The 23,437-nt window shown below is 70.3% G+C and carries 23 protein-coding genes and 2 pseudogenes; 13 read left to right on the top strand and 12 right to left on the bottom strand.

The genetic code is table 11. From position 1 onward, the window contains the following. Positions 1-225: 225 nt before the first annotated feature. Positions 226-1,527 (top strand): MFS transporter, encoded by a 1,302-nt coding sequence (locus ACIPC1_RS27960; RefSeq protein ID WP_402522356.1) that lies wholly within the window; start codon positions 226-228, stop codon positions 1,525-1,527. Positions 1,528-1,557: 30 nt separating this feature from the next. Here the strand turns inward: ACIPC1_RS27960 and ACIPC1_RS27965 are convergent, their stop codons facing one another. The 4 genes from ACIPC1_RS27965 to ACIPC1_RS27980 form a co-directional block, all read right to left on the bottom strand. Next, entirely contained in the window at positions 1,558-2,181 is a 624-nt protein-coding gene (locus ACIPC1_RS27965; RefSeq protein ID WP_402521675.1) for a flavin reductase family protein, read from the bottom strand. A 115-nt stretch (positions 2,182-2,296) separates the two neighbouring features. Next, positions 2,297-3,121: an enoyl-CoA hydratase/isomerase family protein gene (locus ACIPC1_RS27970; RefSeq protein ID WP_402521677.1), complete on the bottom strand. Its 825-nt coding sequence runs from the start codon at positions 3,119-3,121 to the stop codon at positions 2,297-2,299. A 256-nt stretch (positions 3,122-3,377) separates the two neighbouring features. After that, the gene (locus tag ACIPC1_RS27975; protein ID WP_402521679.1) at positions 3,378-5,603 is read right to left on the bottom strand and encodes an acetate--CoA ligase family protein; all 2,226 of its coding nucleotides are present in this window, start codon (positions 5,601-5,603) and stop codon (positions 3,378-3,380) included. A gap of 289 nt (positions 5,604-5,892) precedes the next feature. Then, the gene (locus tag ACIPC1_RS27980; protein WP_402521681.1) at positions 5,893-7,101 is read right to left on the bottom strand and encodes a flavin-containing monooxygenase; all 1,209 of its coding nucleotides are present in this window, start codon (positions 7,099-7,101) and stop codon (positions 5,893-5,895) included. 328 nt (positions 7,102-7,429) lie between these two features. Here ACIPC1_RS27980 and ACIPC1_RS27985 point away from each other — a divergent pair, with 328 nt between their 5' ends. From ACIPC1_RS27985 to ACIPC1_RS28000, 4 genes are all read left to right on the top strand, one after another. Beyond that, the gene (locus tag ACIPC1_RS27985; protein ID WP_402521684.1) at positions 7,430-7,882 is read left to right on the top strand and encodes a DoxX family membrane protein; all 453 of its coding nucleotides are present in this window, start codon (positions 7,430-7,432) and stop codon (positions 7,880-7,882) included. Positions 7,883-7,913: 31 nt separating this feature from the next. Beyond that, positions 7,914-8,321, top strand: coding sequence for a Zn-ribbon domain-containing OB-fold protein (locus ACIPC1_RS27990; RefSeq protein WP_402521686.1), 408 nt, complete (start codon positions 7,914-7,916; stop codon positions 8,319-8,321). A gap of 133 nt (positions 8,322-8,454) precedes the next feature. Beyond that, positions 8,455-9,072, top strand: a complete 618-nt coding sequence (locus tag ACIPC1_RS27995) for a GNAT family N-acetyltransferase (protein WP_402521688.1) — start codon at positions 8,455-8,457, stop codon at positions 9,070-9,072. An 8-nt stretch (positions 9,073-9,080) separates the two neighbouring features. Further along, complete coding sequence (locus ACIPC1_RS28000; protein ID WP_402521690.1) at positions 9,081-9,236, top strand: GNAT family N-acetyltransferase; 156 nt, start codon at positions 9,081-9,083, stop codon at positions 9,234-9,236. Here ACIPC1_RS28000 and ACIPC1_RS28005 read toward each other — a convergent pair. Next, on the bottom strand, positions 9,214-9,882 hold the full coding sequence (locus tag ACIPC1_RS28005) for a pyridoxal 5'-phosphate synthase (protein ID WP_402521692.1): 669 nt from the start codon (positions 9,880-9,882) through the stop codon (positions 9,214-9,216). The two genes, ACIPC1_RS28000 and ACIPC1_RS28005, sit on opposite strands and share 23 nt — an antisense overlap. A 34-nt stretch (positions 9,883-9,916) precedes the next feature. Then, positions 9,917-10,342 carry a pyridoxamine 5'-phosphate oxidase family protein gene (locus tag ACIPC1_RS28010; RefSeq protein WP_402521694.1) on the bottom strand — a complete coding sequence of 142 codons (426 nt, stop codon included), beginning with the start codon at positions 10,340-10,342 and terminating at the stop codon, positions 9,917-9,919. Between the two features lie 257 nt (positions 10,343-10,599). Between ACIPC1_RS28010 and ACIPC1_RS28015 the strand changes: the two genes are divergently transcribed. Further along, positions 10,600-11,304, top strand: a complete 705-nt coding sequence (locus tag ACIPC1_RS28015; RefSeq protein ID WP_402521696.1) for a GtrA family protein — start codon at positions 10,600-10,602, stop codon at positions 11,302-11,304. A 21-nt stretch (positions 11,305-11,325) separates the two neighbouring features. On the opposite strand, the gene ACIPC1_RS28020 is transcribed toward ACIPC1_RS28015, so the two are convergent. Further along, entirely contained in the window at positions 11,326-12,528 is a 1,203-nt protein-coding gene (locus ACIPC1_RS28020) for a thiolase C-terminal domain-containing protein (protein ID WP_402521698.1), read from the bottom strand. A 117-nt stretch (positions 12,529-12,645) separates the two neighbouring features. On the opposite strand from ACIPC1_RS28020, the gene ACIPC1_RS28025 reads away from it, so the two are divergent. Next, entirely contained in the window at positions 12,646-13,926 is a 1,281-nt protein-coding gene (locus tag ACIPC1_RS28025) for an acyl-CoA dehydrogenase family protein (protein ID WP_402521700.1), read from the top strand. Then, the gene (locus ACIPC1_RS28030; RefSeq protein WP_402521703.1) at positions 13,926-14,483 is read left to right on the top strand and encodes a nitroreductase/quinone reductase family protein; all 558 of its coding nucleotides are present in this window, start codon (positions 13,926-13,928) and stop codon (positions 14,481-14,483) included. Before ACIPC1_RS28025 ends, ACIPC1_RS28030 begins: the two co-directional genes overlap by 1 nt. A gap of 165 nt (positions 14,484-14,648) precedes the next feature. On the opposite strand, the gene ACIPC1_RS28035 is transcribed toward ACIPC1_RS28030, so the two are convergent. Further along, positions 14,649-15,284 (bottom strand): TetR family transcriptional regulator, encoded by a 636-nt coding sequence (locus ACIPC1_RS28035; protein WP_384382019.1) that lies wholly within the window; start codon positions 15,282-15,284, stop codon positions 14,649-14,651. Between the two features lie 204 nt (positions 15,285-15,488). On the opposite strand from ACIPC1_RS28035, the gene ACIPC1_RS28040 reads away from it, so the two are divergent. Continuing rightward, the gene (locus ACIPC1_RS28040; RefSeq protein WP_402521705.1) at positions 15,489-16,256 is read left to right on the top strand and encodes a VOC family protein; all 768 of its coding nucleotides are present in this window, start codon (positions 15,489-15,491) and stop codon (positions 16,254-16,256) included. 36 nt (positions 16,257-16,292) lie between these two features. Beyond that, positions 16,293-16,496, top strand: a pseudogene (locus ACIPC1_RS28045) (IS5/IS1182 family transposase); the annotation flags it as partial. Between the two features lie 559 nt (positions 16,497-17,055). On the opposite strand, the gene ACIPC1_RS28050 reads toward ACIPC1_RS28045, so the two are convergent. Next, positions 17,056-17,394 carry a winged helix-turn-helix transcriptional regulator gene (locus ACIPC1_RS28050; protein ID WP_402521707.1) on the bottom strand — a complete coding sequence of 113 codons (339 nt, stop codon included), beginning with the start codon at positions 17,392-17,394 and terminating at the stop codon, positions 17,056-17,058. 72 nt (positions 17,395-17,466) lie between these two features. On the opposite strand from ACIPC1_RS28050, the gene ACIPC1_RS28055 reads away from it, so the two are divergent. Together ACIPC1_RS28055 and ACIPC1_RS28060 are read left to right on the top strand one after the other, a co-directional pair. Continuing rightward, on the top strand, positions 17,467-18,060 hold the full coding sequence (locus ACIPC1_RS28055; protein WP_402521709.1) for a carboxymuconolactone decarboxylase family protein: 594 nt from the start codon (positions 17,467-17,469) through the stop codon (positions 18,058-18,060). 44 nt (positions 18,061-18,104) lie between these two features. Next, on the top strand, positions 18,105-18,404 hold the full coding sequence (locus ACIPC1_RS28060; protein WP_402521711.1) for a YciI family protein: 300 nt from the start codon (positions 18,105-18,107) through the stop codon (positions 18,402-18,404). Positions 18,405-18,412: 8 nt separating this feature from the next. Here the strand turns inward: ACIPC1_RS28060 and ACIPC1_RS28065 are convergent. Continuing rightward, positions 18,413-19,231: pseudogene (locus ACIPC1_RS28065) on the bottom strand (IS5 family transposase). Between the two features lie 343 nt (positions 19,232-19,574). On the opposite strand from ACIPC1_RS28065, the gene ACIPC1_RS28070 reads away from it, so the two are divergent. After that, on the top strand, positions 19,575-21,890 hold the full coding sequence (locus ACIPC1_RS28070; protein ID WP_402521714.1) for a PQQ-binding-like beta-propeller repeat protein: 2,316 nt from the start codon (positions 19,575-19,577) through the stop codon (positions 21,888-21,890). Positions 21,891-22,176: 286 nt separating this feature from the next. Here the strand turns inward: ACIPC1_RS28070 and ACIPC1_RS28075 are convergent, their stop codons facing one another. Together ACIPC1_RS28075 and ACIPC1_RS28080 are read right to left on the bottom strand one after the other, a co-directional pair. Further along, positions 22,177-22,959 (bottom strand): enoyl-CoA hydratase/isomerase family protein, encoded by a 783-nt coding sequence (locus ACIPC1_RS28075; protein ID WP_402521716.1) that lies wholly within the window; start codon positions 22,957-22,959, stop codon positions 22,177-22,179. Further along, positions 22,956-23,423 (bottom strand): Zn-ribbon domain-containing OB-fold protein, encoded by a 468-nt coding sequence (locus ACIPC1_RS28080; protein ID WP_402522360.1) that lies wholly within the window; start codon positions 23,421-23,423, stop codon positions 22,956-22,958. The genes ACIPC1_RS28075 and ACIPC1_RS28080 overlap by 4 nt, the downstream gene beginning before the upstream one ends. Between the last annotated feature and the right edge of the window lie 14 nt (positions 23,424-23,437).

Raw genomic sequence — 23,437 nt, forward strand, 5'->3', positions numbered from 1 at the left:
GACTCCACCGACGCCGACCCGGCGGATGCCATCCACTCCACCGACGCCGCCGACTCGACCCACTCCGCTGACGCCACAGACTCCGCTGACACCACCGAGACTGCTGACGCCATCGAGGTCGGTGACCAGGCTCGTACCGCCAGGCAAGTTCGTACCGCCAAGGAAGCTCGTACGGCCAGGCAAGTTCGTACCGCCAAGGAAGCTCGTACGGCCAAGCAAGTTCGTATCGCCAAGGAAGCTCGTACCAGCAAGGAGGTTCGTACCAGCGAACAGCACCGCATCCACCGTGCGTGGTTCGTCGCCGCCGTCACCTTCGTGACGATCATCGGCGCGGCGGCCTTCCGCTCGCTGCCGGGGCTGCTGATCGATCCACTGCACGCGGACTTCGAATGGTCGCGCGGCACGATCGGCGCGGCGGTGTCGATCAACCTTGCGCTGTACGGGCTGACCGCGCCGTTCGCCGCCGCGCTGATGGACCGCTTCGGGATACGGCGGGTGGTCGCGGTCGCCCTGACCGTCATCGCGCTCGGCTCGGGGCTGACGGTGTGGATGACGGCGGTCTGGCAGTTGCTGCTGTGCTGGGGACTGCTGGTGGGGCTCGGGTCCGGCTCGATGGCGCTCGCCTTCGCGGCGACGGTCACGAACCGCTGGTTCACGGAGAAGCGCGGCCTGGTGACGGGCATCCTCACGGCGGCCTCGGCCTCCGGCCAGTTGATCTTCCTACCGCTGCTGTCGTGGATCGTGACGCATCACAGCTGGCGGCCCGCGGCCGTGACGGTGTCCCTCGCGGCTCTCGCGGTGGTCCCCTTCGTCTGGCTGCTGCTGCGGGACCACCCGGCGGACGTGGGCCAGAAGCCGTACGGGGCAACGGAGTTCGTGGAGAAGCCCGCCCCCGTGCCGGGCGCCGCCCGCCGCGCGGTGACCGTCCTCCTCTCCGCCGTCCGCACCGGACCCTTCTGGCTGCTCGCCGGTACCTTCGCGATCTGCGGTGCCTCGACGAACGGCCTGATCCAGACGCACTTCGTGCCCGCCGCCCACGACCACGGCATGCCGATCACCGCGGCGGCCTCGCTCCTCGCCGTCATCGGCGTCTTCGACGTCATCGGAACGGTGGCCTCCGGCTGGTTCACCGACCGCTTCGACCCGCGCCGCCTGCTGGCGGTCTACTACGCGCTGCGCGGCATCTCGCTCCTCTTCCTGCCGATACTGCTGTACCCGACCGTGCACCCACCGATGATCTTCTTCATCGTCTTCTACGGCCTCGACTGGGTCGCCACGGTCCCGCCCACTCTGGCCCTGTGCCGGGAGCAGTACGGCGAGGACAGCGCCATCGTCTTCGGCTGGGTCCTCGCCTCGCACCAGATCGGCGCCGCCCTCGTCGCCTTCCTCGGCGGCGTCGCGCGGGACGTGTTCGGCGAGTACGACGTGGTCTGGTACGCGTCGGGAGCACTGTGCGCGGTGGCGGCGCTGATGGCGCTGGTCATCCGGCGCCGGCCCGTGCGTGCGAGGCCCCTGCCGGCGGCCTGACGGCGCTCGGTGTCTTCGGACGTGACGTCCTCAGACGAACCGCCCCTTGTGGAACAACAGCGGTGCCGCCTCGTCGTTGCCCGTGCCCAGCGCCTCCACCCGGCCCACCACGATCAGGTGGTCCCCACCCGTGTGCACCGCGTGGATCGTGCAGTCGACCCAGGCAGTGGCGTCCACGAGACGGGGCGAGCCGGTGACCGGCGCGGCGTCGAACGCGACCCCGGCGAACTTGTCCCCGCCGCGCACCGCGAACCCGCGGCACAACTCGCCCTGGTGCGACCCCAGTACGTTGACGCAGAAGACGCCGGCACGGGCGATCCGCGGCCAGGTCGACGACGTACGGCCGACCATGAAGCAGATCAGCGGAGGGTCGAGCGAGAGGGAGGAGAACGACTGGCAGGCGAAGCCGGCGGGGCCTCTTCCTGAACCCCGGCTGTCGGAGTCCTCGCTCGCGGGCGCCGTGACAACGGTCACCCCGGTCGCGAAATTCCCCAGTACGCGACGGAATTCGGCCTGGTCGACCGGTGCCCGCTCGTCGTCCGCGACCGCCCGGAGCTCCGGGCGCGGCAGCGCTTCGACGGGCTCCGCGACCGTGGGCGCCCCGACCGACCTGAGGTATCGGACAGCGGTGGCCGCCATCCCTGCGTGTCCCATCACGCCCTCCATTGAAGCTGACGGATCGTCAGAAGTGAATGCCGTGAGCGGTACTGAGTAATGCCGTGAGCAATGCCGTGAGCGGTACTGTGAGCAATGCCGTGAGCCGTCTCGGTCAACGCCCCCGGTAGTGCGGTTCCCGCCGCTCCACGAAACTCGCGACCCCCTCGTTCGCGTCCGTCGTCGTCATGTTGATCTCCTGCGCGGCGGCCTCGGCGGCGAAAGCCGTCCCGCGATCGCTCTCCAGGGAGGCGTTGACCAGCTGTTTGGTGAGGGCGAGCGCGCGGGTCGGACCGGTGGCGAGGCGCTCGGACCACTCGCGAGCGGTCTTCTCCAACTCCTGCGCCGGTACGACCTTGTTGACCAGGCCTAGCCGCTCGGCGTCCGTGGCGGTGAGCGCGTCGCCGAAGAACATCAGCTCCTTGGCGCGCTGCGGACCGATCAGACGGGGCAGGAGATACGCGCCGCCGCCGTCCGGGACGAGGCCGCGTCGTACGAACACCTCGATGAACCGGGCCGAATCCGCGGCGAGTACGAGATCACACGCGAACGCCAGGTGTGCGCCGATCCCGGCCGCCGTGCCGTTCACCGCCGCGATCACCGGCTTCTCGCAGTCGAGGACGGCGGCGATGAGCCGCTGGGCGCCGAGGCGGATCGTACGGGCGACGGCGCCGGGCACCCGTTCCCCGGCCGGCGCGCCCCCGCGCAGGTCCGCACCCGCGCAGAATCCGCGGCCCGTCCCCCTGATGACGACAGCCCGCACGTCCGGGTCGGCGGAGGCTTCCGCGAGCAGTCCGATCACCCGTTCCCGCTGGTCCCAGGTGAGAGCGTTCATCGCCTCGGGCCGGTTGAGGGTGATCCACGCGACGGCATTGTCAGTGGCGTGAAGTATCAATGAGTCGAGGGACTTTTCGGGAGATACATGGGGGGAGTCGGACATGGGGGTACTCCGTTTCGTACGAGGAGTGGTGGGCTTTTTCGTACGAGGAGCGGTGGGGTTGTCGCGAGGAACAGGGGGGTTGCCGAGAGGAACAGGGGGGTTGTCGAGGTTGTCGAAAGGGGCAGCGGGTCCTGTACGAGGAGCAGTGGATCTCCGGCGTGGGAGGTGCGGGTCGCGCAGGAGGCCCACGGGTCCTGTACGAGGAACAGTGGGCCTCCGGCGCGGCAGGCGCCGGTCGCGCGGAAGGCCCGGCAACTCAGCGGCACATCACCAGCGCGTCCAATGCCACCGCCCCCTGCCCCCGAGGCAGCACCATCAGCGGATTGATGTCCAGCTCCGCGATGTCGTCACCGAGTTCGAGTGCCATGCGCTGGACGCGGACGACGACCTCCACCAGCGCGTCGATGTCGACGGGCGGAGCCCCGCGGACCCCGTCGAGAAGCGCCCGCCCCCGCAGCTCGGCGAGCATGCCGCGGGCCTGGTCCTCGCCGAAGGGCGGCACGCGGACGGCCGCGTCGTGGAGCACCTCGACGAGGACGCCGCCGAGGCCGACGGTCACGGTCGGCCCGAAGAGCTCGTCGTGCGTGACACCGACGACCATCTCGACGCCCCGTTCGACCATCTGGCACACGAGCACCCCGTCGAGCGAGATCCCCTCGTAGCGCGCGATGTCGGTCAGCTCGCGATAGGCGTCGCGGACCTGGCTGGCGGAGGTCAGGGGAAGCTTCACCAGGCCGAGTTCCGTCTTGTGGGCGATCTGCGCGCCGGAGGCCTTCATCACGAGGGGGTAGCCGATCAGGCTCGCCGCCCGCACGGCCGCCGCCGCGCTGGTCACCAACTGCTCACGGGGCACGCGGATTCCGTACGTGCGCAGCAAACTCTTCGCCGCGTGCTCGCTCAGCTGCTGCCCGGGCCGCATCAGGGCCTGCGCCTTGCGGAAGGAGGGCGAGGGGGTGCGGGGTGCCTCGTCGAAGGGGGAGCGGTAGGCGGCGGCGAAGCGGTGGTGGTCCAGATAGGCGCGTACGGCGGTGATGCAGTTGGCGAAGGTACGGAAGGTGGCGACCCTGGACGACCCGAGCAGCGTCTCGCGGTAGGCGGCCTCGGTGCCGACCGGCGACCCCCACACCACACACACCAGCTTGTCCGTCTGCTCCGCCGCGTCCACCAGATCCTGCGCCAGCTTGTCGCTCATCGGCGGGAAGGGCCCGGTGATGGGGCAGATCAGCACGCCGACGGAGGGGTCGGCGAGGATCGCGTCGATGATCTTGCGGCCGCGCCAGTCGCCCACCGGGTGGCCGCCGTTGTCGACCGGGTTGGCGACGTTCAGGTAGTCGGGTATCCACTCGTGCAGTTCGGCCTGCTTGTCGGGCGGCAGCGTGGGCAGGGACAGTCCGGCCTCGCTCGCCAGGTCCGCGAAGTGCGCACCCGTGCCGCCCGAGATCGAATAGACGGCGACCCCGTCGGCCTGCGGGGCGCGGGCGCGGGCCAACAGGGCCGCGGTGTCCTGGAGTTCGTCGAGTCCGTCGACGCGGATCACGCCGTACTGCCGCATCGCCGCGTCCACCACCGTGTCGGCGCCGGTCAGCTTTCCGGTGTGTGAGGCGGCCGTGCGGGCGCCGGTCTCGGTGCGGCCGACCTTGACCGCGACGACGGGTACCCCGCGCCGGGCGGCGCGATCGGCGGCGAGCAGAAAGGAGCGGCCGTCCTTGAGTCCCTCGACATAGCAGGCGATGGCACCGACCTCGGGCCGCTCGGAGAAGTAGGAGATGAAGTCGGCGGTCTCCAGGTCGGCTTCGTTGCCGGTGGGCGCCCAGTGGGAGAGCCGCACACCCAGCTCCTGCATCGCGAACACCGGCCGGCCCTGATGCCCGGACTGCGTGATGAGCGCGATCGCGGGACCGTCGAGGTCGTCGCGGAACTTCTCGAAGGCGTTGAGGTTGGTGTTGGGCCCGAGCAGCCGCAGTCCCGAGCCGGCGACGGCGGTGGCGAGCCGGGCCTGTGCGAGGGCTCCCTCGGCTCCGGTCTCGGCGAAACCGGAGGCGAAGGCCACCGCGAACTTCACCTTGGCCTCGGCCAGTTTCTCGATCACGGGAAGAGGGTCGCCGACCAGCAGCACAGCCAGGTCGACCTGTTCGGGCAGATCCGAGACGGAGGGGAAGCACGGTATGCCGAAGACGGACTGACGGGTGGGGTGCACCGGGTGCAGCCGCGCTCCCACCCGCTCGGCCCAGGCGATCAGCTGTCGCGTGATGCCGGTGTTCGGCCGCCCCTCGGCGTCCGAGGCGCCGATCACGGCCACGGACTCGGGACGGAAGAAACGGTCCAGATCGGGTACGCCCGCGTACAGGGGCCGGCCGCTGACGTCCAGGTCGTGGACCTCGGCCGGCCGGCCGTGCACGACGGGTGAGGGTTGCTCGCCGCAGGCGATGACCCGGGCCCGGCGGGAGTCGGTGGTGAGGGTGCCGTGGGTTGATCCAAGCATCGGTCCGCCCGCTCCTGTGTGACAGCCAATTAACTGACGCATAGTCAGATTACTTAACTGACGCCATGTCAGGAACCGTTGTGCACGCAAAGACACGCGGCGAGCACCAGGTTGGTACCCGCCACGCGGCGGAGAGGAACCCTTGAGGGCTCGTACGGCAGGGACGAACAGAGGCCGGGCGGCGGCCGGACAGGGACCGGATGGAGGGTAGGTGGGGACCGGGCAGGGACCGGGCGGAGGGCGGGTAGGGACCGGAAGGGGACCGGGTAGGGGCGGCGGGGGTCCGCGGTCAGTGTGCGGCCGAGGGTGGTTTCCGCGTCGCGGAGTTGCGGGCGACCGCCTTCGCGATCTTCTCGGCGTCGAGGGCGAGTTCGCGGAACATGCCGGAGATGGGGTTGGTGAAGCCGCTGAAGTAGAGGCCGGGGGCGTTCCTCGGGGTGCGGGCGCCGTGCACGACCGGGCGGCCGCGTGTGTCCAGTACGTCGAGGTGGCCGACGAGACCCTCCAGGGCGCGGACGTAACCGGTCGCGGCGATCACGACGTCCGGGCCGATCCGGTTCCCGTCGGCGAGGGCGACCTTGCCGTCCTCGAAACCGTCCACCGCGGCCACGATCTCGACCCGGCCCTTGCGGACGGCGTCGATGAGACCCACGTCCTGGACGGGGATGGAGCCTTCGTTGACGCGTGAGTAGAGGCCGGTGTCGGGGCGGGGCAGTCCCTGGGCGGAGAGGTCGGGGACGCTCAGCCTGGCCATCGGCCCGGCGAGGCGGTCGACGAGGCCGACCGGCAGTCGCCGTACGACGATGCCCGTGAACTGGGCGGCCCACCCGGCCGTGGAGCGGCGCACGATGTGCGGGGCGGTCCGGACGGAGAGACGGACGCGCGAGGCGCCGCCCTCGATGAGGTCCACGGCGATCTCGGCGCCCGTGTTGCCGACGCCGACGACGAGGACGTCGCGGCCGGCGTAGGGGGCGGGGTTGCGGTAGTCGCCGGCGTGCAGGAGTTCGCCGGTGTAGCTGTCGCGGCCGGGCCAGTCGGGGATGTGGGGCGTGTGGTTGTAGCCGGTGGCGACGACCACCGCGCTGCCGGTCAACTCCCGCCCGCCGGTGGCGTGCAGCAGCCAGCCGTCGCCGCCCGGGGCGGGTTCGGCGCGCGAGACCTCGACGCCCGTCACGATCTCCAGCTGGTGGTGTTCGGCGTACTTCTCCAGGTAGCGCACCACGTTGTCTCGTGACACCCACCGTCCGAAGGCGCGCGGCATGGGAAGACCCGGGAGCGACGACAGCCGCCGTGTGGTGTGCAGGTGCAGCCGGTCGTAGTGGCGCCGCCAGGACGCCCCGACGTGCTCGGACTTCTCCAGCACGACGGCGCGTACGCCCTGCGCGCGCAGCGCGTGGGCCGCGGCGAGTCCGCCGGGGCCGCCGCCGATCACGTACACGGGGCGGTCTTCGTGGGACGGCACCGGGTGCGGCGTCGAGGAAGCAGAGGAGTCGGCCATGTCCGCGAGCGTAATCACGTAGTTACTTGTTAGGTCTCGGTCAAGCCCCGGAATCGGTTGCGAACTGATCACGACTGTAGGAGGGGTGGGTGGGGCTGGTGGCGTAGGTCACTCGGTTGTGCTGGGGGCGTGGAGGGGGTGGGTGTGCCGGGGTCGGCGGAGGACGGGTGCCGGGCTGCTCGGGGAGGTGCCACGCCGGGCTGCGGGGGAGGTGCCGGTCCGGGCTGCTGGGGGGAGGGGTCGCGCCGGGGCTGTACGCCTCTTGCGTGTGCGGTCCCGTGCGGTGAAACTGACGTACCGTCAGAAACCGAGGGGAGTGGGGTCGCCCATGGACACGATCTGGCTCAGCGGGGCGGAATGGCTGGCCGTGCTCCGTATCGGGCTCGGGCTGTGGTGGCTGGAGAGCTGGCGGCACAAGGACAAGAAGGCGTGGTTCGAGCGGGGGAGCGGGATCGCGTGGGCGGCGGACATCGCGGCGAAGCACCGGTGGAACGCGGTCCGGAGCGGCTTCGACACGGTCGTCGCGCCGCGCCCGCGGACGATGGCGTACGTGGTCGCGTACGCGGAACTCGCGCTGGGCCTCGGGCTGATCCTCGGCTTCCTGACGCCGATCGCCCTGGTCGGAGGCCTTCTCCTCAACCTCCTCTACCTCGTCCTCATGATCCACGACTGGGCCGAGCAGGGCCAGAACTCGATGATGGCGCTGATCTCGGTCGTCGGGCTGTTCGGAATGTCGTGGCAGACGTGGTCACTGGACGAGACGATCGGGCTGTTCTCATGAGCGCCGGCCTCGCGAGCGAGGGGCGGTTCTCGTGAGTGGCACGCGCTTCGATCTGCCCGAGGTGGATGCCTTCACCCGGCCCTACTGGGACGCGGCGGCGGAGGGGCGGCTGCTGGTGCGTCGCTGCGCGGGATGCGGACGGGCCCATCACTACCCCCGGGAGTTCTGCCCGCACTGCTGGAGCGAGGACGTGCGCTGGGAGCCGACGAGCGGGCACGCCACGCTCTACACCTGGTCCGTCGTCCACCGCAACGACCTCCCGCCGTTCGGCGAGCGCGTCCCGTACGTCGCCGCCGTCGTCGACCTCGCGGAAGGGCCGCGGATGATGACCGAGGTCGTGGAGTGCGCGGAGGGGGCACTGCGGGTCGGGATGGGGCTGGGGGTGACGTTCCGGGGGGTGGGGGACGTGTGGGTGCCGGTGTTCCGGCCCTGGGGGTGAGGCGTGCGGGCGTGCGGGCCTGGGGGTGAGGCGTGCGGGCGTGCGGCCCTGGGGGTGAGGCGTGCGGGCGGCCGGGGTGTGCGAGGCGGGCCCCGGGTGGGAGTCGTACGCGCCGAGGAGTTTCAATGGGTGGATGGCCGACGTCCATGAGCAGTACGCCATCCAACCCTTCCCCGAGCGGCGCGGGCACGGTCTGCGGCTGCGCCCCTGGAACGCCGAGTCCGACGTCGATGTGTCGGCGTGGCTGCGCGGTCTTTCCGACCCGGAGTTCCAGCGCTGGAACACCCCGCTGAAGATCGTCCGGGACATCGACGGCGCGCGTGAGTCGCTCCGCTCGCGTGCCGAGGCCGCGGTGGACGCGAGCGGTGTCTCCTTCTGCGTCACGGAGGCGGACACCGGAACGGTGCTCGGTCACATCGGCGTCAACGAGATCGACCACGTCATACGCAGCGCCCGTGTCGGCTACTGGGTCCTCCCCGAGGCCCGCGGCCGCCAGATCGCCACCCGCGCCCTGCTCGTCGCCACCCGCTTCGCCTTCACCGACCTCGGCCTGCACCGCCTGGAACTGGGCCACGCCCTGGGTCACGACGCGTCCTGCCGCATCGCCGAACGCTGCGGATTCCCCTACGAGGGGACACTGCGGGGAGCGATGTTCGAGGCGGGGCGACACGACGCCTTCCGCGATGTGCATCTGCACGGGCGGCTCGCGACGGATCCGGAGCCCGCTGCTCCGCCGTCACCGCAGAGGTGAGTCGTTCCGTGCCTGCCTCCGGTGTGGGTGAGGTGCCGCTCTTCGCCGACCTTGCCAATTCGGCCGGCAACAGCCTGTACCAGCGCATCGGTTACCGGCCGGTGGGCGACTTCGCGATGTACGACTTCACCGCGTCCGGCATCAGGGCCACAACAGTTCCTTGAGCCAGCCGGAGTCTGTGCGGCGGTAGTTGAGGCGTACGTGGCGTCTTTGGTCGTCGCCCTGGAAGAACTCTGCCTCGTTCGGGTGGAGGTGGTAGAGGGTCCAGGTGGGGACCGGGGTGGTGGGCTCGTGGTGGGCCTGTGACCAGGCTGCGTCGGATGCCTGCTCCAACTCCTTGTGTGAGGGCAGGACTTCGCTCTGGTGGCCGACGAGGGCGGCGGCCAGCGCGCCGGTGGAGCGGGCGTGCAGGTCCGCCTGGCTCGCCTCGGGTGGGGCGACGGTGACGGGGCCGCGGAGGCGGATCTGGCGGCCCTGCGCGGGCCAGTAGAAGCCGAGGGCGGCGCACGGGCGGGCGGCCAGTTGCCGGCCCTTGCGGCTCGTCGCGTGCGACGCGAAGGACCAGCCCTCCGCGTCCGCCCCGTGCAGCATCACCGTACGGACGTCCGGCAGCCCGTCCTCGTCCACCGTGGCGAGGGACATGGTGTGCGGCTCGGTCTGCCCCGCCGCCACCGCCTCCGCGAACCACCGGCCGAACAGCGGCAGCGGCTCGTCGGGCGCCGCCTCCGGATCGAAGGGGGGCAGCGCGGTGTCCCAGACCCGTTGGGAGCGGAGCAGGTGGACGAACTCGGCGGACGCGTCGGCACTCATGACCTGATTGTCACGTGAGATCCACGTACCCCGCTCACACCGAGCCGAGGTCGGACGAGACCCAGTGTTCGGGTTGCATGCGGACGATCACGTTGGCGCCGTGTTCCTTCCAGGCGAAGTCGACGTAGGCGTCGACCTTGTCGGCCGGGAGGTAGCGGGCCGAGATCTCGTGGAGCTGTTCGCGGGTGGCGGGCGTGGTGTCGAGCACCGGCCCCTCGACCGACACGTACCGGATGGTGGGTTCGAGCCGGTCGACCAGCAGGGTGAACCGGCCCGCGGCCTTGATCAGCTCGTTCTTGCGGGAGGCGAGCCCGGTCATGATCCACACGATGCCGCCGGGCTCGTACTGATACCAGATCGGCACCGTGAGCGGTGCCCTTCCCGCCCCCGCGTCGACTGCGATCGCGGCGACGTGCGGCTCGGCGAGAAAGGCTTCGCGCTCTTCGCGGGTCAGGGCCATGTCGGTCTCCTCCATGCTGCGGGCAGGCTGCGAACGGTGGATGTCTGCGTCAGCCTGCCCGGTACCGCTCCGTATTCCGGGGGACCGACACACCCGTGGGCACCCGGCCCATGGTGGGGCTAGCCGTACCCCCGGCCGGGTAGCGCACCTCCTCGTGCTGAGGCGCCCAGGACGACATCGTTGAACCCAGTTGATCGCAGGGGTTCACGGCCCCTGATCCCAGAGGTTCACGGCCCCGCCGGAAGGAAACCCCTCCCATGAATTCGCTGCTGTTGTCGAAGCCGGAGACGGCGTTCGCGGCGCGGGGTTCCGAGCCGACAGTGCCCCGCATGGACGGCGTACGCCGGATCCGGGTCACCCCGGTCACTCCGGTGCCTCTGGCCGTCCCGGTGACCCCGGCGACCCCCGGCCCGCTCGCCTCCTTCGCCCGGTTCGTGCTGTGCGGCGGCGGTGTCGGGCTGCTCTCCAGTGCCGCCGTGGCGCTGCTCGCCGGGGCCGCGCCCTGGGCCGTGGCGAACGCGCTGGTCACCGTCGCCTCCACCCTCCTCTGCACGGAGTTGCACGCACGCTTCACCTTCGGGTCCGGGCGGCGTGCCGGATGGCGCCGGCACTGGCAGTCGGCGGGATCGGCCGTGGCGGCCTACGCGGTGACCTCCGCCGCGATGCTCGTACTGCACCTGATGCAGTCGTCGCCCGGCATGCTGACGGAGCAGATCGTCTACCTCAGCGCCTCCGGGCTCGCCGGAGTCGGACGTTTCCTGGTGCTGCGGCTGTTCGTCTTCGCCGTCGGTAGCGGTGGGGGCGGTGGGGGCGGTGGGGGCGGTAGCGGTGAGAGTGGCCGGAACCGGATATCGGTGTCGGCGACGGTTCCGCGGTCGGTCCCGGCGCCGCGCAGGGCGACCGAGCAGCGGATCGGCGCCCGCCGGTCGGGGCCGAACCTGCTGTCTCTATCGGTGAGTTGAGGCCGCGGGGCGGTCGCCGACTCACCCCTTCCCCAGCACCACCGTCCCCGAAGAGCAGAACCAGCCGCCCGTCCCCGAGGCGACCGCCAGCTCCGGCAGGCGCCCGCCGACCTTTCTCACCTGGCGTTCCCCGGCCTCGCCGCGCAACTGCCGTACGGCCTCCACCAGCAGGAACAGCCCCCGCATCCCGGGGTGTTGGGCCGACAGTCCACCGCCGTCCGTGTTGACGGGCAGTTCCCCGCCCACCAGCAGCCGGCCCTTGGCGGCGTCCACGAAGGAACCCCCCTCCCCCTTCGCGCAGAAGCCGAGGTCCTCCAGCGTCACGAGCGTCATGTAGGTGAAGGCGTCGTAGATCTCGGCCAGGTCGATCTCGTCCGGGCGGACCCCGGCGCGGGAGAAGGCGAGGCGACCGCTCACCGCCGCCGGGGAGACGGTGAAGTCCGCCCACTCGGACATGGTGGTGTGCGAGACGTGCTCGCCGGTGCCGAGCACCCAGACAGGAGCGGTACGGCAGTCCCGTACGTACTCCTCGGCCGCCAGCAGGACCGCCGCGCCGCCGTCGGAGCGGATGCAGCAGTGCAGCTTGGTGAAGGGGTCCGCGATCATCGGACCCGACAGGACGTCGTCGACGGTGATCGGGTCGCGGAACATCGCCTCCGGGTTCGCGGCCGCGTTCGCGCGGGCCTGGACGGCGACCGAGGCGAGCTGTTCCAGGGTCGTGCCGTACTCGTGCATGTGACGGCGGGCGGCCATCGCGTACTTGGCGATGAGGGTGTGGCCGTACGGGACCTCGAACTGGAGGGGCCCCCGGGCGCCGAAGGACAGGTTGCCGGTGCGGCGGCCCGCCTTGATGTCGGCGCGGGCGGTGGAACCGTAGACCAGGAGGACGGCGTTCGCGTGGCCGGCCGCGATCGCGTCGGCCGCGTGGGCCGCCATGACCTCCCAGGTGGAGCCGCCGACGGAGGTCGAGTCGACCCAGCTGGGCCGCAGCCCCAGGTACTCGGCCACCTCGACGGGCGCCAGCGTGCCGAGGCCCGCGGACGCGAAACCGTCGACCACCTCACGTCCGAGCCCCGCGTCGGCCAGCGCGCGGCGGGCGGCCTGGGCGTGCAGGGCGTACGGGGTCGCCTCCTCGACGCGGCCGCAGTCGGAGAGGGATACGCCGACGACGGCGACCTTGCGCCTACCGGAAGCCCTGGCCTCGGGGGGAGTTCCTGGCGTCATGAATCTGACGGTACATCAGGTACTGGTGGGTAAGGGAGGGGAGGGCGTCACGGGCCTGTGCATTCCTCTGGTGCAGGCCTAATATGACGGTCCGTCAGATCTGGGGAGGAGTCCGCCATGGACGCCCGTTTCACCGCCGAGCAGGAGGAGATCCGGCGCACGCTGAGGGAGTTGCTGGTCAAGCGGTGCGGGCCGGAGGAGGTGCGGGCCGCCGTGCGGAGCCCCGACGGATACGACCCCGCGCTCTGGGACGCGCTCGCGCGACAGCTCGGGCTGCCCGGTCTCGCCCTTCCCGAGGCGTACGGCGGCGTCGGCTGCTCCGTCACCGAACTCGCCCTCGCCTGCGAGGAGTCGGGTCGCGCGCTCGCCCCCTCCCCTCTCCTGTCCACGGCCGTCCTCGCGGCCCCGCTGGTCCTGGCCCTGGGCACCGAGGCCCAACGCGCTGAACTGCTGCCGCGCTTTGCCTCCGGCGAGCTGACCGCCACCCTCGCGGTGCCGGGCGCGCGGCTCGCGACCGTGCTCGGGCTGGTGGGCGACAACCGCGGGGACTGGGCGGGCGGCGGCCGCGCCGGTGGCATACAGGCTCGGCAGGCCGATGGTGTGTGGCGGCTCTATGGGCAGGCGGCACAGGTGCTCGACGGACATAGCGCGGGGCTGCTTGTGGTGGCTGCGCACACAGGGGGCTTCGTACGGGCCCGCACGCTGCTGTTCCTCGTACGGGCGGGGGAGACTCGAGTGGGGGACGGGGCTGTCGACGGGCTGGTGCGGGTCCGGCAGACGTCCCTCGACGAGACGCGACCCCAGGCCCGGATCGAACTCCGGGATGTGGAAGCCGAGTTGCTCGGAGACGAGGGGGCCGACGTGACCGGAGCGCTCGCCGCTGTCGGGGACGTGGCCGCCGCCGTACTCGCCGCTGAGGCCGTGGGCGCCGCCGACCGGGCGCTGGAGCGGACGGTCGAGTACGTGCGGCAGCGGGAGCAGTTCGGGCGGGCGATCGGGTCGTTCCAGGCGGTGAAGCACCGGCTGGCGGATGTGTACGTGGGGGTGCAGGCGGCACGGTCGGCGGCGTATTGCGCGGCTTGGGCGGTCGGTGCCGGTGCCGGTGCCGATGGAGAGCGGGTGGGCGGGCTCGCGCTCGCTCAGGCGCTGGAGGCGCTGCGGGTTGCCGCGTCCGAGGGGATCCAGCTGCACGGCGGTATCGGTTTCACCTGGGAGCACGAGGCCCATCTGTACTTCAAGCGGTCGGCCGGTGACGAGCTGCTCTTCGGGCCGGTGCATCGGCTACGGGGGTACGCCGCCGATATGGCGCACTTGTTCGATAGCGGGAGCAGTAGCAGTGGCAGTAATAGCAGCAGTAATAGCAGCGGTAGTAGCAGTCGTGGAGAGGTGGCTGTGTGATGCCCAAGGTGAAGGCCAGGGCCGGCGGCCGGGTTCCGGGGGTCCGGCTGGTGCAGAAGGTCTCCTCGACCCGGACGTTCGCGCGGGTCGCCCCGCATGTCGTTCCCGCGCTGGACCGTGTGGTGCACCGGCTGACGCGCGGCAAGGTGCTGCTCAGTGCGCAGATGCTGCCGGGGGTCATCCTCACCGTGCGTGGCGCCAGGAGTGGGGTGGAGCGCCGTACGCCGTTGGCCTGTATGCCCGAGCTTGCGGCCACAGGTGCCAGGGGTGCCACAGGTGCCACAGGTGCCACAGGTACCGCCGCTCCGGGGAGCTGGATCCTCATCGGCTCCAACTTCGGCCGCCCGGATCACCCTGCCTGGACCGCCAACCTCCTCGCGCATCCGGACGCCGGGATCAGCTGGAAGGGCGAGGACATCGCCGTAACCGCTCATCTCCTGGAAGGGGACGAGAGGGCCGCGGCCTGGAAAGCGGTGGTGGCGTTCTGGCCGCCGTACGTCACTTATCAGGAGCGGATCGACCGGGAGATCCGGTTGTTCCGGATCGCGCGGCGCTGAGCTCATCAGCCGCAGGGGTGGGCCCGGGCCGGCCTGGACTGTGCCGTGCGCACAGCGCAGCAGGCGGCAGTCCACATGGATGGATGGACTGCCGCCCGCATGACAGGAGTTGGACTACTGGACGGGAAGGGATGGCGACGGGACGAGAAGCGACCGGAAGGGTGGCTACTTCGTGGGCTTCTTCCCCGTCACGCCCAGGTGCACCAACAGCGCCAGATTAGGCTTGAGTTCAGCCTGCTTGACGCCCCACGACTGGAATCCCCTCTGGTGCGAGGCCACCGCCGCGAGCATGGCGACGAGGGAACCGGCCATCGCCGCCGGGTTCACGTCCTTGTCGACCTTGCCCTTGGACTGGAGCTCGGTGACCGTGTCCGTAAGGGAGTTGTTCACGGAGTTGAGGATCTTCATTCGGATCTTGTAGAACCGTTTGTCGCCCTCGGCGGCACCCAGATCGACGACCCTGAGGATCGCGTCGTTGCGCCGCCAGAACTCCAGGAATCCGTCGACGAGTTCCTGCGAGGTCTGCCAGCCGGCCTTGCCGACCCAGGAACGCCCGTCGAGCAGCTGGGTCAACCCGGCGCCCTCCGTGGCCATTTGCTCGGCGATCTCCAGGACGGCGCCTTCGACGTCCGGGAAGTACTGGTAGAAGGTCGCGGGTGAAGTGCCCGCCTTCCGGGCGACATCAATGACTTTGACGTCCCGGTAAGGGGAAGAGCTGAGCATCTCGCTGAGGCAGTCGAGCAGCTTCTGCCGGGTCGCCTGCCCACGCCGCCCGGCCACTCGGCCGTCGACGGTACGCACTTGTCCTGTCATGCCGTCAGCTTACCGAGGGGTGATCGGAGCGCGATTCGGCCGACTGCAAATGGGGTGCGGGTGCTCACCACCGGGGTGTGTGTGCCTGTTCACACAGGGTGTGTGTGCCTGTTTACGCGGGGGTGCGGGTGCCCGTGCACAAAGGGATGCGCATGCTCTGCGGGATGCGTGAAGGCCCGTTAGCTTGGCCGCATGGCCGAATCCGCCCCTTTGCCCGCGGGCACCGCCGTCTTCCCTGAAGGCGTCCCCTGCTGGATCGACGTACAGCTCGCCGATGTCGCGGCGGGCAGGCGCTTCTACGGCGAGCTCTTCGGGTGGACCTTCGAGGAGGGGCACCACCCGGACGAACCCGGGGCTCCGGCACGAGGGGCTGTGCGGGCGCACCACCACGGCGAGCCCGTCGCCGCCCTCGTGCCCAAGCGGGACGGCCGGATGCCCACCGTATGGACGGTGTACTTCGCGACGCCGGACGTCACCGTGCTCGCCGACCGGATCGAGGCGGAGGGCGGCCGGCTGATCACCGCGCCGACGCCGGTGGGCGACTTCGGCACGCGCGCCCTCGCGGCCGACCCTGAGGGCGCCGTCTTCGGCCTCTGGCAGGCCGGCACCCACCCCGGCTTCGGCAGGCGCTACGAGCCGGGCACCTTCTGCTGGGCGGAGCTGTACGCCCGGGACATGGCGAGGGTCGACCAGTTCTACGGCACCGTCTTCCTGGACGCCCTCTTCGGCCCCGACGCCTCCCCCGACTTCGGCCGGGCCCCCGTGTCCGACGTCTTCCCGGCCGAGATGCCGCCCCACTTCCTCGTGCACTTCGGCGTCGAGGACTGTGAGGCCGTGATCGGGACGGTGAACCGGCTCGGCGGCCGCGTCCAGGCGGCACCCTTCGACACGTCGTACGGGCGGGTGGCGGTGGTCACGGACAATCAGGGCGCTTCGTTCGCCGTGCTTCAGCGGTCTTAGACCGTTCCTACGTGGTGATCATTCGTTGGACTGGCCATGGGGCGGGGTACGTGGAGTTGGATTGTTCCGGACGGGCTGTGGGAGATCGCGAAGCCGCTGATCCCGCCGCCGAGGGTGCGGCCACAGGGCGGCGGAACGCAGGACACGCCTGATGAGACGCTGTTCGCGGCCGTCGTGTACGTCCTGGTCAGCGGCTGCACGCTGTTCTGGGCCGATTTTGCTCGCAGCGGAGGGATCAGCTGACCCCAGATGACTTGGTAGCCGCTGAGGACGGCGGCCACTGTCGCAGCGACGGACACCGAGGTCGTGAGTCCGGCAAGCGAGGCGACGGCGGAGACGACGCCGGCGGCCACGAGGATGACTACTGCTGCCGCCGCTTTGATTTCACGACCTACTTGCCTGAGCAGTTCCCCCGTCAACGCGCAGCTCCTCAGTCCGGACTCTGCAGTCGTCCTCTGGTCCATCACCATCATCGCGCGTCAATCGATCGACAGGTCAAGACAGCCTCATCCGCCGACGGACTTCACCTCGACCGACTCCACCCGACACACCCTCGACCGAGGAGAACGGCAGCTCATCCAGCTGCGGCAGCACTTCGTTCACGGCGATGGACTGTCGACCACACCACCGCCCAGCCGGGCGATTTTCGGGCGAACTCAACCGACATCACGCGAAGATCAATAGTCATCCTGCGTGCGCGACCACACGAAGTGGACCAGAGCCGCACCTACCGACAGAGCCAGACCTCCGAGCCTGCTTGGCGCGCGAAAGCCCGAGGCTGGCGATCTGATGTGTTCTGTCACGTGGTCGTTCCTTCCCGCTTGGCCCAGCGATCGGCCCAGGCTTGGAAAGCGGGATAGGCGCTGAGTAGTTCCACTCCTTCGGCGGTAAGCCTGTATCCGTTGCCGTCCTGTTCAACGACCCAGGCGGCGCGCAACTCGGCGAGGCGCTGGTTGAGGACGGAGGAGGACATGCCGTCGCAGTGCGCCTGTAGGTCGCGGAAGCTCAGCGGGCCGTCACGCAGCTCCCAGATGATGCGCAGCACCCAGCGGCGTCCGAGCAGATCGAAGAGAGCCATGATCGGCTTGCCCGTTGTGGAGCCGCGGACCGGCCGTCCTGGACGGGGGATGTCGGACATCGATCCCTCCCTGCGCTTCTATTTCCGAAGCGAGAGGTCTAGGCTTCGGATATCGAAGCAGAAGGGTAGCCCATGACCGCCACCTCGACCACTAACCGCATCCCGCCCCTCGAACCTCCCTACGAGCCGCACATCAAGGCCATGCTCGACAAGTGGATGCCGCCGAACACGGCTCTCGAGCCGCTGGCGCTGTTCCGCACGTTCGCCGTGCACGACGAACTGTTCTCCCGGATGCTGCCGCTGGGCGCCGGCATCCTCGGCCACGGCCGGGTCGAGCCCCGGCTGCGCGAGTTGGTGATTCACCGCACCTGCGCGCTCTGCGGGGCCGAGTACGAATGGGGGGTCCACGCCGTCACTTTCGGCACGCCCCTGGGCATGACCGACGCGCAACTCTTCTCCACCGTCCAAGGCAGCGCCGATGATCCCGTGTGGTCACAGCACGAAGCGCTCGTCTTCCGCCTGGCCGACGCCTTGCACGCCACCAGCGGGATATCCGACGAACTGTTCACCGCATTGGCCGCACAGTTCACACCCGCCCAGATCCTTGAACTCGTGATCACAGCGGGCTGGTATCGCACCATCTCCTACGTCATCAACGTCGCGGGCGTCGAGCTGGAGCAGTGGGCCGCGCGCTTTCCGTCGACGGACCGCACTACCGCGTCATGACCAGCCGTTGCCCCTTTGCTGGTCGAAGCTCTAGCGTCATCGAGATGATGTTCCTGTTGTTGTCCACCTATCACGCATCCCTGGACACGATGGACGCGCTGCTGCCCGAGCACCGCGCATATCTGGACCGGTACCGCGACGACGGCGTCTTCGTACTGTGGGGCCGCCGGGTGCCACGCACGGGCGGCCTCATCGTTGCCCACGGCGTGGACCGGGCACGGATCGACGCTGTCGTGGCCGACGACCCGTTTGTCCGCGCCAACGCCGCCACCTACGAAGTCATCGCGATCCAGCCAACCGGCGGACTGACCGAACTCACGGCCGTGCTCACGGGAGCCTCTTAGACCGTGTCCTACGTGGTGAGACGGACGAACCGTTCGTAGCAGCGGAGGGCAGCGGCGAGACCGAGGGAAGCCAGGTAGTTGCGGGGACGGCGCTTATAACGCGGACTGAGTCTGCGGTAGCCGGACAGCCACGACATCGTCCGTTCAATCACCCATCTGCGGCGGCCCAACCGGTCGCTGGACTCGATGCCTTTGCGCGCGATCCGGACTCCGATGCGCTTGCCGCGTAGCCATCTCCGCAGGCTGGCGTGGTCGTATGCCTTGTCCGCGTGCAGGCGCTGGGGCTTGAAGTAGCGCCCTCGGTAGGGGTCGGGTCTCGTTTGGTGACCCTCGATCATGGGCTTCAGCCCTTCGCTGTCGTGGGTGTTACCAGCTGAGATGCCGACGAGGAGAGGCAGTCCGTTCGCGTCCGACAGGATGTGCATCTTGGAACCCGGCCTGCCCCGGTCCACGGGGCTCGGGCCTGTGAGTTCGCCCCTTTTTCAGCCCTGACGTGGGCGGTGTCGAGGACGACGCGGGTGACGTCGATAAGGGCCGGCGCCGTCGAGCCGGTGCAGCACGGCTTCGTGCAGGCGGCCCCATACTCCCGCTCTTGACCAGATGAGAAACCGGCGGTGCGCGGTCGACTTGGATATGCCGAAGCACGGCGGCAAGGCCCGCCAGGCGCAGCCGCTGACCAGGACGTACACGACGGCCGCGAACGGCGTCTCATCAGGCGTGTCCTGCGTTCCGCCGCCCTGCGGCCGCACCGTCGACGGAGGGATCAGCGGCTTCGCGATCTCCCACAGCCCGTCCGGGACAATCCAACTCCACGTACCCCGCCCCATGACCAGTCCAACGAATGATCACCACGTAGGAACGGTCCTGGCCGGTCTTGGCCGCAGGACCGCAGTGGTCTCAGCGGTAGGTGCCGCGGCAGAGTTGTAATAGACATGGCGTATGGGCCGTAAAAAACCTTGTCCGGCCCGTATACGGGGGTGGTGTCCCGGCCGCGCTCGAAAGTGCGGCCATTTTGCCCCAGGACACCCCGTTCCGCCCCCGGGTTCGCAACCATCGGCTCGGACAGGAAGAATCGGGGTGCGTGCCGCCATGGCGGTGCGGTGGTGAGACGCTGCACGGGGCCGCGTTCATACGTGGATGGCGTGGCCCGTACGGGGAGGTGGCAGGTAAGTGGTGGATCAGCTGACGCAGCACGATCCGCGTCGGATCGGGCCGTTCGAGGTGCTGGGGCGGCTGGGTGCCGGCGGCATGGGGCTGGTCTATCTCGCGCGCTCGGCTTCCGGCCGGCGCGTGGCGATCAAGACGGTCAGGACGGAGCTCGCCGAGGACCAGTTGTTCCGGGTCCGTTTCTCGCGCGAGGTCGAGGCGGCCCGGGCTGTTTCCGGCTTCTACACGGCGGCCGTGGTCGACGCCGACGCGCGCGCGGCCGTGCCGTGGCTGGCGACCGCGTACGTACCCGCTCCCTCGCTGGAAGAAATAGTGAATGAGTGCGGGCCGATGCCGGCCCAGGCGGTGCGCTGGCTGGCGGCCGGTGTCGCGGAGGCGCTTCAGTCCATCCACGGTGCGGGCCTCGTCCACCGCGACCTGAAGCCCTCGAACGTCCTCGTCGTCGAGGACGGCCCGCGAGTGATCGACTTCGGTATCGCCTCCGGCGTTTCGAACACCCGTCTGACCATGACGAACGTCGCCGTCGGCACGCCCGCCTACATGTCGCCCGAGCAGGCGAAGGACTCGCGCAGTGTGACCGGCGCGAGTGACGTCTTCTCGCTCGGCTCGATGCTCGTCTTCGCCGCCACCGGCCACGCCCCCTTCCATGGCGCGAACCCCGTCGAGACCGTCTTCATGCTGCTCAGGGAGGGCCCGGACCTCGAAGGCCTGCCCGAGGAACTGCGCCCCCTCATCGAGTCCTGTATGAAGATGGAGGCGGCCGGCCGCCCCAACCCCGCCGACCTCCAGGCCCAGCTGGCACCGCACCTCTACGGCTCCGGATCCGACGACAGCGGTACGGCGTCGGCGTGGCTGCCCGAGCGTGCGGTGAGCCTGATCGAAGCGCGCCGAGGGGGTCGCCCGCCCGCGAAGCCCGCGCCGTCGGCGGGCCGCAGCGGCGGCGGGCGGGTGCCGCCCCCGCCCGCGCACGCCCCCCTGCCCGTCGGGGCGCCCGACACCGGCCCGGTACGCCTCGCAGGCGGCCAGGTGCCCATCGGCCCAGGTCCGCGCGTCGCCGACGCCCGCGCCGCCGCCGTCAAGGCACCCCCTCCGGAGGCGGGCCTCGCCGCATCCTGGTCCCGGCCGCGCGCCGGCGTGAACGGTGCCGACCCCGCACCCGTCGCCGCGCCCCCCGCGCCGGACTCCCCGGCCGGCTGGCGGCCGTGGCGCTTCCGTATGTCCAACGACGTATGGGGTACGCCCGCGGTCGCCGACGACCTCGTGTACGTCACCTCCTTCGAGGTGCACGCCCTGGACGTCGCGACCGGCCGGCGCCGCTTCAAGACGCGCGACGTGGCCTGGTCCATGTCGGTGGCGGACGGCCGTATCCACGCCTCCGACGGCCCCACGCTCTTCGCGCTGGACGCCCGGGAGGGCGGCGACCTGTGGCGTCTGTCGACGGACGCCTGGGTGTACTCGCTCAAGGCCGACCGGGGCACCGTCGTCACCGGCACGCGCGGCGGCGGCGTACAGGCCTGGGAGGCGGCCAACGGCCACAAGCTGTGGCAGATCTCCGGCGCGCAGACCGACTTCGAGTCCCCGGAGGCCGGGCCGGCCGTCCACGACGGCACCGTGTACGTCTGGCAGGACGCCCGGCTCCGTGCCCTGGAGGCCCGTACCGGCGAGGAGCGCTGGTCCTACCCGATCGGTGACGCGGCCTCCTGCGGCGGGGTGCCGGTGCGGATCACGGCGGCGCCCGACGGGTACGTGTACGTGTCCGCCGGTACCCGCGTTCTTGCCGTCGACGCGGCGAAGGGCCACGTCCGCTGGCACTTCGAGGCCCCGGCGGTCTTCCTCTGCCCGCCGGTCTTCGTGCCGGGTCCCGCCGTCACCGGCGGCGGTGTCTACCTCGCCGACTACCTCGGCACCGTGTACGCCCTCGATGCCGCCGACGGTCGCGACCGCTGGCGCATCGCGACGGAGTCGCGTTCCTCGATCGAACCGGTCCTCGTCGCCGCCGGTCACGTCCACGTCGGCAGCGGCAAGGGCCTCTACACCCTCGACGCCGTCACCGGCACCCCCAAGTGGCGCTTCCAGGCGGGCGGCGACCTGGTCGGCGCCCCGGCCGTCGCCGAGGGCCGTATTCACTTCGGTTCCACCGACCATCTGCTGTACACCCTGAAGGCAGACGACGGTCGGCTGCGCTGGAAGCTCGCCACCGGGGGTGAGATCACCGGAGCCCCGGTGGTCAAGGACGGCGTCGTGTACGCCTGTAGCAAGGACCGGTGCGTGTACGCGCTGGACGCGGAGAAGGGGACGGGGACGGCTCGGACGGTGTGAGGGGTGGGGGGTGTTTTTTCGCCCCCTCCGCCCCTCCCCGTCCCTTGTTCCTGGGGGCTGCCGCCCCCAGACCCCCGCATCGCGCTGAACGCGCTCGTCCTCAAACGCCGGACGGGCTGAAAGATCTCTCCCCGGCCGGGGCTGAAGGGTTTCAGCCCCTCCGGCGCTTGAGGAGCGGGGGTCCAGGGGGCAGCGCCCCCTGGCGGGGTCTGGGGCGGAGCCCCAGGAACAAGGGACGGGTAGGGGCGGAGGGGGCGAAAGAATCCTCCCCACCCCGTCACCCGCCTCAGCGGGTCCTGAAACCCGCGCCGCGGGCCGTGAACAGGGCCGTCTGGCGATCGCTCGGCAGGTTGCCGAGGGAGATGAGATGGGATGCGTGGGCGAGGGCCTGGGTGCGGGCCGGCTCCTGGGCGGACCAAAGGGCACGCACGGTCCCCTGCACGGCCTCGGCCGGATAGGACGCGATGACGGTGGCGCAGGCCACGGCCGCGTCCAACGCGCCTCCGGGCGCGGCGAGTTCGGACACCAGACCCACCTCATACGCCCGCCGTGCCGAAATCCGCTCGGCGTTCCCCATCAACGCCATCCGCGCCACCTCCCCGAACGGCATCCGCTGCGCCATGTAGATGGACTCGTAGGCGCTGACCATCCCGTACGTGGTGTGCGGATCGAAAAAGGTCGCCGCCTCGTCCGCGACGACGAACTCCGATTCCCCCAGCAGGTAGAAGGCACCCCCGCAGGCCATGCCGTTGACGGCCGCGATGACCGGCTTCCACAGGTCGTTCGCCTTCGGCCCGATGGAGAGGAGCGGATCGTCCACCATGTAGGGGGAGTTGGGCTGCGGAACGTCGATGCCCCGGTCGATCCCCGTACAGAAGGCCCGCTCGCCCGCCCCGGTGACGACGAGGGCCCGTACGGAGTCGTCGTACCGGAACTCCCGCCATGCCGAGGCCAGTTCCGCGGCCGTCTCGACATCGATGGCGTTGAGTTTCTCCGGCCGGTCGAGGGTGAGGACGGCGACCCCGGTGTCCTTGTCGGTGGTGACGCGCAAACCGCTGCTGCCGCTCATGACCGCTCCAGAATCCAGCGGGGCACGGACATCCCGGCGGCATCGGAAGCGGCATCGGCATCGGAGTCGGCATCGGAACCGGCCTCGGTGAAGACCACCTGCACCCGGGCGCCGATCCGAATCCGCTCCACCGCAACGGAGTTGAGCGGCGCACCCGGCCCGCTCACCAGATTCCCCACGAGCCGGATCCGCGGAGCCTCCGCGAGCTCGACGACGATCGCGTTGTACGGGGCCTGCGCGGCGTACGCGGGAAGGAGCGGTGGATGCGGGACGACGTACGACCAGACGCGCCCCCGGCCGCTCATCCTCCGCCACTCGCTCGCGAAGGAGTGGCAGTGGGGGCAGCAGGGGCGGGGCGGGAAGCGGAGTTCGCCGCAGTCGGCGCAGGCCTGGATCCGGAGTTCGCCGCGGGCGGCGTACTGCCAGAAGGGGGCGCCGTCGTCGTCGGGGACGGGGGAGAGCAGGGCGGCGTGGTCGT

The organism is Streptomyces sp. NPDC087263, assembly GCF_044744645.1.
GTDB lineage: Bacteria > Actinomycetota > Actinomycetes > Streptomycetales > Streptomycetaceae > Streptomyces.